The sequence below is a fragment of the Inquilinus sp. OTU3971 genome (assembly GCF_038440215.1).
Genome location: NZ_JASATH010000014.1, coordinates 60,566 through 68,860, shown reverse-complemented (window position 1 = coordinate 68,860; position 8,295 = coordinate 60,566). Strand labels below are relative to the sequence as shown.

The window sequence follows — 8,295 nt, the reverse complement described above, 5'->3', positions numbered from 1 at the left end:
CGCGGGGGGCGCCGCGGGGGGGGGCGCGGGCCAGCGCCCCGGGGGCCGCGGCCGGCCGAATTGGCGGCGACGATGCGCTGGTCCAGCCAGGCGCGCAGCAGGTGCCAGGCAAAATCCGCCACCAGGAACACGATCGCGGCGTTGATGGCGCCGCGCAGCAGCCTTGTCGTCAGCGTGTCGCGCGTGGTCAGGGCGCCGAGGTCCAGCCCCAGCACCCCGGCGATCAGCAGCGCTCCGCCGATTACCAAGAGCGCGCGCAGGCCACGCTCCAGCGACACCGCCAGCACCGAGGGCACCTCCTCCGCGGTCGCGGCGCCCGGCGGGCGCAGCACATGCTTGACCGCGAGATGGGTGCCGCGGATCGCGATCGGCAGCAGCAGCAGGATGATGCCGACGTAGAACGGCGCGACCGAGCCGGTGAACAGCGCCAGCCAGATCCCGACGATGTAGAGGGTCAGGAGCCAGGTGCCGACCCGGTGGCCATGGCCGATCCGGTCGCGCCCATCGAGGGTCGGGGCGCGCCACAGCGCGGTCAGGGTCAGGCCCAGCAGCACCACGCCGCAGGCCAGGCCGACCAGATACCAGGCCTCCAGCCGCAGCCCCAGCGTCGCCAGCACGCCGAGCGTGAACTGCACGAAGAAGAACCAGCCGACCAGGATCGCCGACCAGATGAACCAGAAATGCGCGGTCGGCGTCGCCATCGGCACCAGCCGGAACTTCTCCGCCCCCGGCGCCAGGATGATGCGGCCCAGCACCAGCGTCACCCGCACGACCAGCACCAGCAGCAGGTAGGACAGCACGATCTCTTGCAGCAGCGGCGGCCAGTCGAACAGGAGGAAGGCGCCGATGCTGCCGATGGCGAAGGCGAAGATCAGGCCGAGCCCATAGACCGAGCGCAGCCACACCGCCTGCAGCCGGCCGTGCAGCGTGTCGAGCTGGGTGCCGATCAGCCGGCGGCGGAAGCTGGCGGACAGCCACCAGTAGAGCTTCTCGGCCCCGAAGCCGAGGCCGATGAACACGGCCAGGGACAGGACCGTCCAGGCCAGCCCTCGCTCCATCAGCTGCCCGGTCAGGACCCGCCAGGCGGCAGCCAGCTCCGCCGGCAGGGTCGGGGCCGCGGCGATCAGCGAGCGCAGGAAGCCGCGCGTCGCCTCGATGCCGCCGGCCATGCTCTGCTGCATCCCCGCGCCCATGGCCGGGGCGGCGGCCGGCCCGGCCTCCGCCGGGGCCGCGGCGGGGACGGCGACCTGGGCCTGCAGCCAGTTGCGGACCTCCGGGTCCTGCAGCAGCTCGGCCAGGCTGCGCAGCTTGTCCGGGCCGGGCTGCGCCGGCGCCTGGGCCAGGCCGGAACCGGACGCGCCCAGCCCGAGCAGGAGGACGAACAGGACCAGAAGGCGATGCATGGTGGGAGAGGCCCCTCAGCCGATCTCGGGCGATGATAGGGCTTGTCCGCCGCGAAGCGACAGCCGTTCCCACACCGCGACGACGATCAGCACCAGCGCCACGCCGGCCGAGAGCAGCAGCGGCGACAGCGCCTCCGCCGCCGGGACCAGCAGCGCCAGGAGGACGAGGCCGACCAGATGCGACAGCGGGATGCGGCCCGCGGTCGACCATTTGAACAGCGCGTTGCCGAGCAGGTACAGCGCCGGCCCGCCCAGCAGGGCGATCGCGGTCTTGCCGTCGACATGGCCCTCGGGATGGGCCAGCACCAGCTCGTCCGCCACCGCGCCGACGATGATGCCGGCGACGATCAGCAGGTGGATGTAGGTGTAGGCGATGCGCGCCAGCCGCCCCGGATCCTCGGCATGGGCGATGCGGTGGCTGCCGCGCTCGGCGCCGATGTCGAAATAGATCCACCACATCGCCACGCTGCCGATGAAGGACACCAGGAAGGCGGCGACGGTGGCGGCGTCCGGCTCCAGATCGGCGAAGGTGGCGCCGGTGACCAGGATGGATTCGCCCAGCGCGATGATCACGAACAGGCCGCAGCGCTCGGCGAGGTGCCCGCCCTCGACATCCCAGTCGGCGGTGGTCGAGCGGCCGAGGCCGGGGGTCCAGAAGCCGAGCGAGGGCGAGACGACCTCGATCGCCAGGGCCCCGGCCCAGAGTCCGAGCCGCGCCTCCCCCTCGGCGAAGGCGCCGGCGATCCAGAACACGCCGGATAGCACCAGCCAGGCGGTGATGCGCAGGAAGTTGCGGTAATTGCCGGGGCTGTGGCCGCGCAGCGCCGCCGCGGTGAACAGGCTGCGGCCGACCTGCATGAAGACATAGGCGCCGGCGAAGCCCAGCCCCTTCTCGGCGAAGGCTTCGGGCAGCGAGGTCGACAGCACCAGCCCGGCCAGCATCAGCACCAGCAGCAGCAGGCGCACCGGCGTGCGGTCGGGGTCGAGCCAGTTGGTGACCCAGGAGGTGTAGATCCAGACCCACCAGACGGCCAGGAACAGCAGCGCCGTGTGCGCCGCGCCGAGCAAGGTGAAGTCCTTCAGGAGCCCGTGCGAGAGCTGGGTGATGGCGAAGACGAAGACCAGGTCGAAGAACAGCTCGACGAAGGTGACCTTGCCGTGCTCATGCGCCTTGCGCGGGCGGAGCAGGCTGCGCGGCCGGGCCTGTGTCATATGACGATTCCCCCGAATCCCGATGGTTCCAGATCCTATGCCCGACCTTGGATCCGCGCGAGATGCCGTGCGGCGGCGGCCTCCAGCACCGGGCTCAGCCCTTCGGCCAGCGCCTCGAGCTTGCCGATGTCGTCCGGGCGGAAGCCGCCGCAGCGGTCGGTGACCGCGACCAGCGACGCCATCCGCCCGTCGGCGAAGGGCATCGGCAGGGCCAGGTAGTCGGTGGCGCCCTGTGCCGCCAGGCGGTGCAGCAGCGGGTGCGCCGAAGGCGGCACCGCCAGCTCCAGCCGCAGCCGGAACGCCGTGCCGGTGCGGTCGAGATGCTCCAGCGGGCTGCCGAGATAGGCCGGCAGCCGCTGCAGCCCCGCCTGGGCGACCCGGTCGCGGTCGAGCGGCTGCCCGCGGGTCCAGACCGCGGCCCAGCCGGCCAGACGCGGCCCGTCCGCCCGCAGCGATAGGCGCAGCCGCACCAGCGGCGCGCCAGCCCCGACCAGGCGCAGGGCCAGGGCCCGGGTCAGGTCGTTCGGGTCGGCCAGGAAGCGGCCCTCGCGGAACAGCCAGAACAGGACGGGCGCCAGCGCCCATCCATTCGTGGCGTCCGCGAGGGCTTCGGCGCCCATCCGCTGTCCGCTAGCGTGTGGTGTAGCCGCCATTGGCGAACAGGGTCTGGCCGGTAATCCAGCCGCCCTCGGTCGCCAGGAAGCGGACGATCGGCACGATCTTCTCGATCTTCGTCAGGCCGCCCAGGGCCGAGGCCGCGGTGTGATAGGCCACGGAATCTGGCGTCTCCGCCGGGTAGAAGAACGGTGTGTCCATCGGCCCCGGGCCGATATTGTTGACCGAGATGCCGCGGGGCCCGAACTCCTTGGCGGCCGCGCGGGTGAAATGCTCGACCGGCGCCTTGGCCCCGGCATAGGTCGAGTACAGGCCGGTGAAGGCGGCCAGCAGCGAGGTGACGATGGTGATGATCCGGCCGCCATCCTCCAGCGTCTTGCCGGCCTCGCGGATGAAGAAATAGGCGGCCTTGGAATTGACCGCGAACATCTCGTCGTATTCCGCCTCGGTGGTCTCGACGAAGGGCTTCTTCAGCACCTTGCCGGCGGTGTTGACGGCGATGTCGACCCGGCCGAAGCGCGACTTCGCCTCGGCGAACAGGCGCTCGACCTCGGCGACCTTGGTCAGGTCGCCCTGCAGCGCGAAGGCGTCGCCGCCCGCCGCCTTGACCGCGGCGACGGTCTCCTCGGCCGCGGCCCTGGTGCCATTGCTGTTGAAGTTGAGGACGATGCGGGCGCCGGCCGAGGCCAGGTCGCGGCTGATCAGGCCGCCGAGATTCTTGGCGCCGCCGCCGATGACGACGACCTTGTCCTTGAGGGGGGTCATGGCATGCTCCTGCGATCCAGGCCGGCGTTTCGCCGGCTGACCGGTGGATCTTGCCGGCATCCGATCCCGGGCGCTTCCACAATGCCCGCGGCGATTGCGAATTCTCCGGCGGGGCCTAGAATCGATAAAATTTTATCTTTCTCGATCCCGGCAGGTGGATGCGATGGCGGAGATAACTGAGATCCAGGGGCGCTGGGGCACAGTCGAGCTGGCGGTCACGCGCGAGGACATCCGCGCCGCAGCGAGCTGGCGGATGCACGAGGCGCGGCACGCCGTGATCGTCCATCTCGGCGGCCCGATGCGGCAGCTGGAGACTGAGCTGGACGGGGTTGCCACCCGGCCGAGCCCGCCCGCCGCCGGCGACATCTGGGTGGTGCCGGCCGGCCGCAACTATGCCAGCCAAGCCCACGGCGGCATCATCCGCTACGGCGTGCTGTATGTCGATCCGCGGTCGCTGGCCGAGCTGGCGGGACCGGAGGGCGCCCAGATCGCGCCGCGCTTCGCCCATCGCGACGAGTTCCTGTACCGCGCGGTCGAGCGGCTGGCCGGGCTGATCGGCCGGGACGACGACGTGTCGGAGCTGCTGGGCGCCAGCCTGGGCCAGGCGCTGTCGCTGCATCTGCTGCAGCGCTACCGCGCCGACGAGGCCGCACCCGGGCCGCGCGGGCCGCTGCTGAGCGATCGCGCCCGGGAGCGGCTGCAGGAGCACATCCACGCCCGTCTCGGCGACCGGATCGCGCTGGACGAGCTGGCCGCCATCGCCGGCATGAGCCCGCACAATCTGCTGGTCGCCTTCCGGCGCGCCTTCGGCACCACCCCGGCGCAGTACGTCATCGCCCAGCGGCTGCGCCGGGTCCGCTGGCTGCTGGCGAACAGCGCCCAGGACATCACCGCGATCGCGCTGGAGACCGGCTTCGCCAGCCACAGCCACCTGACCACCGCCTTCAGGCGCCATGTCGGGCTGACGCCGCGAGACTTCCGCCGGCGCTGGCGCGAGGATTCCTGACCGCGCCGTCAGCGGGCGCGCTCGAGCTCCATGATGTCGAACTGGGATTCGAAGCGCGGCGACGGGAATTCGAGCCGCAGCCGGTCACGCCCGACCCGGACCAGATAGCCGACCTGGTCGCGCTCCGCGTCGCGGCCATAGGGCTTCGGCTTGCCCTCATAGCCGTAGTACAGCGCGCCGACATAGGTCAGCCGCTCGGCATTCGCATCGTCGTAGAAGGTGCCGGCGGTGCGCTGCGAGCCGGACACCTTCTCCAGCCGCAACCCGGCCGCGTCGTCGGTGATCCGGCAGCGGGACCAGTCATAGACCACGAGCGGCAGGTTGCCGCCCAGCTTCGCCACCCGGCAGCGCCAATCGCCGGCCAGGTCGGTGGCGCCGCGGATAGCCTCCGGCCGGCCGGACAGGATCTGGTCGAGCGTGGCCAGCGCCGCCTTGTCGTCGCTCTCGCGGGCGGCGCCGATCGCCTCGCCGCGCACGGAATCGAAGGCTTCGAGCCGCTGCCGGTCATCGGCCGACAGCTTGCCCGGAAGCGTGCCGTCGGCCCAGGCGGGACAGGCGCCGGCCAGGACCAGGACCAGCGGAAGCCATGCGCGACGTGCCATTCCCCCTCCCCCGAAGGCCGGATCAGCCGGCGTCGATGCGATCGATGAACCAGCGGCAGAGCCGCCGCCACAGATCGTCCTTGGCGACCAGATCCTCGCAGCCATGGTCGAGATTGGGGTTGTCGTTGATCTCGATCACGAACACGCCCTTCTCGGTCTGCTTCAGGTCGACGCCGTACAGCCCGTCGCCGATCAGCTTGGCCGCGCGGACGGCGACGTCCAGCACCTCGGGCGGCACCTCGTCGAGGCCGAAGGTCTTGAAGTTGCCCCAGCCCACCTTGCCGTCGGCGGAGTGGCGGACGATCTGCCAGTGCTTCTTCGCCATCATGTACTGGCAGACGAACAGCGGCTCGCCGTCCAGCACGCCGACCCGCCAGTCATGGTCGGTCGGCATGAACTCCTGCGCCAGGATGACGTCGGAATCGTCGAGCAGCTGCTCGGCCATCTGCTCCAGCTCGCGCCGGTCATTGGCCTTGAACACGCCGCGGCTGAAGGACCCGTCCGGGATCTTCAGCACGATCGGGTAGGCGAACTCCTCCTCCACGCGCTCGATGTTCTTCAGGCTGTCGACCACCACGGTCTTCGGCGTCGGGATCTTGTTCGCGGACAAGAGCTCGTAGAGATAGACCTTGTTGGTGCAGCGCAGGATCGAGGTGCTGTCGTCGATCACCGGCATGCCCTCCTGCTCCGCCCGGCGGGCGAAGCGGAAGGTGTGGTTGTCGATCGCCGTGGTCTCGCGGATGAACAGCGCGTCGTATTCGGCCAGGCGCAGCAGGTCCTTCTTCTCGATCAGCTCGACCTCCATGTCCATGGTCTCGGCCACGCGGGCGAGCTTCATGAGCGAGCGCTGGGTCGAGGGCGCGAATTCCTCCTTCGGGTTGAACAGCACGGCGAGCGTGTATTTCGCCGGCTTGTTCTCCTTCGGGTTGCGCCAGCTCTGGCGGGTATAGAGGTCGAGCGTCTCGTAGAAGAAGGCCTCGGTCTCGCCCTCGATGTCGGAGATCGACAGCTCGCCGATCGAGGCGATGCGGAAGCGGTCGGTGAAGCGGACCTTGACCTCGAGGATCGGGGCACGGAACCAGTCGAACACCCGGCGGCCGAAATCCTGGAACCGGTCGTCGTCGGCGCGGCCGAAGCTGATGATCAACTTGAACGGGCCGCCCGGCGGCGGCGACAGCCGCTTGATCCGGCGGTTGAGGTCGTCCTCCAGGTCCGGCAGGGCGATCTTGTAGAGCGTCTTCTGGCCGAGATCGAGGATGGTCTCGACCATCGGAATGACCCGGTGGGCGCGGGCCTCGGCCAGCAGCGAGACGTAGTAGCCCCGCGTCATGTAGGCAGTGGAGCGCGACAGGTTGATGACCTTCGCGTCCCCTCCCTTGATCGTCTGTGGCCGGCCGATATAGTCCCGGGTGGTGATGAGCTGGCGGCCGTCCGGGTCGCCCTTGAAGTCGCCGATGCGGTCGACGACGATGATCCAACCGCTCATTGGGCCTTCCTGCTGAGCACGACCGCGGCCCTGAGTTGGGTGCGGCCGTAGCGGGCCATGCGCTCGAACTCCCGGCGCGGGATCGGGAGGTTCGCCTTGGTCGAGGCGCTCTCCATCTCCGTCACGGCGACCCAGGGGTCGTGCACATAGATGAAACGCTCGTCGAAGCCGTTTGCGACCACCCAGTGCGGATTTTTTTCGCCATAGCCCCGGAACAAGCTGATCAGCACGATCGGGATCGCGCCTTCGGTGATCAAGGCGCACATTTCGGGCAATCCGAGGGCACGGTGCTCGACCTCGATCCGGCGGCGGGCACATCGGGTGCGAAAATCCTCCTGCACCACCGTCATCACCGCCTTCTTGTCGGGGCTGCGCACGCCGTCGAGGAACAGGATCGAATCGTCGCTGACGAAGATCCGGGCCCGCAGGCCGCGGTCATGCGCCGCCAGCGCCATGCCGTAGGGGTCGCAGCCGCCATGGCCTGAGGTCATGTAGATCGTCGTCGCCTCGCGCCATAGCCGTAGCTCGCGCGCCCGACTCAGCTCCGTCTCCGGGTCCAGCGCCTTCAGCGCCATCAGCAGCGTCGCCGCGCCGCAGGTGAAGTTGGTGGTCTGGGCGTAATAGGGCACATGCAGGTCGGTCTGCGGCTGGTCGGCGTGCGATTGGTTGGGGGTGCCCAGCCGCTTCTCGAAGCGCAGCGCATCGGCATGGTCCTCGTAGAAATCGAGATAGCGCCCGAAGTGGCGGTAGCCACGCGACTCATAGAGCGCGATCGCCTTGGCGTTGTCCGGCCGCACCTCGAGGCGCAGGAACAGGGCGCCTTCGTCATGCGCCGCCCGTTCTGCCGCCTCCAGCAGACCGGCGCCGAGGCCACGGCCGCGCACCGCCGGGTCGACCGCCAGCGAGTAGAGCCGCGCCAGGGCCGTGGTCCGGCGCAACAGCACCAGGGCGTAGCCGAGCAGCTGGCCCCCCGCCTCCGCCGCCAGACAGACGGCGTGGCCGCGGGTCAAGAAATGCAGGAAGCTGCGCCGGCTCAGCCGGTCATGGTCGAAGGCTCGGGACTCGATCTCCAGCAGTCGCGGCACGTCGTCGGACGTGGCGAGCCGGATGGTCTCTGCGGTCGGGGCGGCGGGTCTGTCGTCGGGCATCGCACGGTCGATCTTGATCTGGTTATCGCGCCGATACCGGTTCGGCACCAGGGTGTAT

General features: G+C 69.9%; 8 protein-coding genes. 1 reads left to right on the top strand and 7 read right to left on the bottom strand.

Translation table 11 applies throughout. From position 1 onward, the window contains the following. The 4 genes from AAHM41_RS05830 to AAHM41_RS05815 all read right to left on the bottom strand — a co-directional run. On the bottom strand, positions 1-1,403 hold a 1,403-nt coding region (locus AAHM41_RS05830), incomplete at its 3' end, for a hypothetical protein (RefSeq protein ID WP_342235580.1). Positions 1,404-1,418: 15 nt separating this feature from the next. Then, positions 1,419-2,615 (bottom strand): low temperature requirement protein A, encoded by a 1,197-nt coding sequence (locus AAHM41_RS05825; protein ID WP_342235579.1) that lies wholly within the window; start codon positions 2,613-2,615, stop codon positions 1,419-1,421. A gap of 35 nt (positions 2,616-2,650) precedes the next feature. Then, on the bottom strand, positions 2,651-3,235 hold the full coding sequence (locus AAHM41_RS05820; protein ID WP_342235578.1) for a hypothetical protein: 585 nt from the start codon (positions 3,233-3,235) through the stop codon (positions 2,651-2,653). A gap of 10 nt (positions 3,236-3,245) precedes the next feature. Continuing rightward, entirely contained in the window at positions 3,246-3,995 is a 750-nt protein-coding gene (locus tag AAHM41_RS05815) for an SDR family oxidoreductase (protein ID WP_342235577.1), read from the bottom strand. Between the two features lie 163 nt (positions 3,996-4,158). Here AAHM41_RS05815 and AAHM41_RS05810 point away from each other — a divergent pair, with 163 nt between their 5' ends. Continuing rightward, a complete protein-coding gene (locus AAHM41_RS05810) occupies positions 4,159-5,001 on the top strand; it encodes an AraC family transcriptional regulator (protein ID WP_342235576.1) in 843 nt (280 codons plus the stop codon). An 8-nt stretch (positions 5,002-5,009) separates the two neighbouring features. Here the strand turns inward: AAHM41_RS05810 and AAHM41_RS05805 are convergent, their stop codons facing one another. The 3 genes from AAHM41_RS05805 to AAHM41_RS05795 are packed head-to-tail and all read right to left on the bottom strand — an operon-like array spanning position 5,010 to position 8,237. After that, on the bottom strand, positions 5,010-5,603 hold the full coding sequence (locus tag AAHM41_RS05805; RefSeq protein WP_342235575.1) for a DUF4893 domain-containing protein: 594 nt from the start codon (positions 5,601-5,603) through the stop codon (positions 5,010-5,012). Between the two features lie 22 nt (positions 5,604-5,625). Then, on the bottom strand, positions 5,626-7,089 hold the full coding sequence (locus AAHM41_RS05800; protein WP_342235574.1) for a RimK family protein: 1,464 nt from the start codon (positions 7,087-7,089) through the stop codon (positions 5,626-5,628). Further along, on the bottom strand, positions 7,086-8,237 hold the full coding sequence (locus tag AAHM41_RS05795; protein ID WP_342235573.1) for a peptidase C39 family protein: 1,152 nt from the start codon (positions 8,235-8,237) through the stop codon (positions 7,086-7,088). The genes AAHM41_RS05800 and AAHM41_RS05795 overlap by 4 nt, the downstream gene beginning before the upstream one ends. Positions 8,238-8,295: the final 58 nt, after the last annotated feature.